General features: G+C 31.7%; 1 protein-coding gene and 1 pseudogene. Both read left to right on the top strand.

What is annotated here, in order from left to right; translation table 11 throughout:
* Nucleotides 1-528, top strand: a pseudogene (locus OU788_RS12245) (hypothetical protein); the annotation flags it as partial.
* 134 nt (nucleotides 529-662) lie between these two features.
* Nucleotides 663-1,639, top strand: a 977-nt coding sequence (locus tag OU788_RS12240; RefSeq protein ID WP_274635426.1) for a TonB-dependent receptor plug domain-containing protein, incomplete at its 3' end; no start/stop codon positions are given.

Genomic DNA, 1,639 nt, shown 5'->3' with positions numbered 1-1,639 from the left:
AACCTTAAAGACCTTTTAATTCTTATTTCAACTAGGGAAGTTAGAAATATAAATGATGGAATTGAAGGAAGAAGCCAAGTAGATCCAGGTTCTAGACCAGATAAATCTGATATTGTTGTTAATGGTCGTACTAACTTAGTACTAGATAGACAAGCAGGAAACGTAGACATTCCTTCAATTTCTGGAACTTCTTTAACTGTAGGTGAAATAGACGCATTAGCAAATGAAGACGACTCTTTAGAATTACTATACAGAACTAGGCAAGAAGTCTTTATAGCTGAAGGCATCAGACTTGCTGATATGGGAGTTAAATTAGTTATTTTTGAAGAAGAGATAGGATTAAATCCAAATATCAATGATGGTGATCCAGGAACTACTCCTACTATTCCTAGTTTTATAAACTCTGTTATATCTGATTTAGATAGTTTTACTTATGATCCAGTTGCTAAAACAGCAACTACAACTATTGATTTAAATAAAATTTTAGTTCAAAATAAAACTTCAAACGAAGTACTACCTTTTCACTAAAACATATTCTATATATTCAATCACTAGTAAAAAGCTACTTAATTAAAATTAAGTAGCTTTTTTTAATGTTAAAAAATTGTTTATTTAAGATATATTTAAGATTTTAGCACCTAATTAATTCAAATAATTACATAATGAGAACAAAGTTTAATGGAATTTTAACGCTATTCCTAGCGTTAATTGTGCAAATATCCTTTGCACAAGACAGGATAATTTCAGGTACTGTTTCTGATGAAACAGGTCCTCTACCTGGGGTTACAATCTTAAAAAAAGGTACTACTCAGGGTACTGAAACTGATTTCGATGGAAACTATTCTATCAAAGCTAAGACTGGTGATGTATTAGTTTTTAGTTTTGTTGGTATGAAAACAGCTGAAAGAACTGTTGGAAGTTCTAATCAAATCTCAGTCGTTTTAGAAAGTGACAATTTGCTTGAAGAAGTAGTTGTTGTTGGTTATGGAACAACAACTAAAAAAGCATATACAGGAACAGCTAAAGTAGTAGATACTGAAGCAATTCAATCTAAAAGCTTTACAAACATCTCTCAATCTCTAGCTGGTGAAGCTGCTGGTGTAAATGTAATAAACACTACTGGTCAACCAGGTTCTACTTCTACTATACGAATTAGAGGTTTTGGATCTGTAAATGGTAATAGAGACCCTCTTTACGTTCTAGATGGGGTTCCTTTTTCTGGAAATATAAATTCAATAAATCCAGAAGACATCAAAACTACGACTATTTTAAAAGATGCTACAGCAACTGCTATTTATGGTTCTCGTGGAGCTAATGGTGTTATTTTAATTACAACTAAATCTGGACAAAAAAACTCATCTAACATAGAAGCAGATGTAAAAACAGGGGTGAACTTTAATTTTATACCTAGATATGATGTAATTGATTCGGCAGATGAATATATCGGACTTTCTTGGGAATCTATATATAATCAAGGTAATAACAGAGGTGTTAATCCTGTTGATTTTGCTAACAACAACTTGTTTGATGGCACTATTGGTATTAATCCTTCATATAACTCTTGGAATATCACCAATGTTTCAGATTTAATCGATCCTATAACTAAAACTGTAAAACCAGGCGTTACTAGAAAATATAC

The organism is Tenacibaculum sp. L6 (assembly GCF_028823685.1).
Taxonomy (GTDB): domain Bacteria; phylum Bacteroidota; class Bacteroidia; order Flavobacteriales; family Flavobacteriaceae; genus Polaribacter.
The sequence above is the reverse complement of the archived record's forward strand: the minus strand, read 5'-3'. Positions and strand labels throughout refer to the sequence as shown.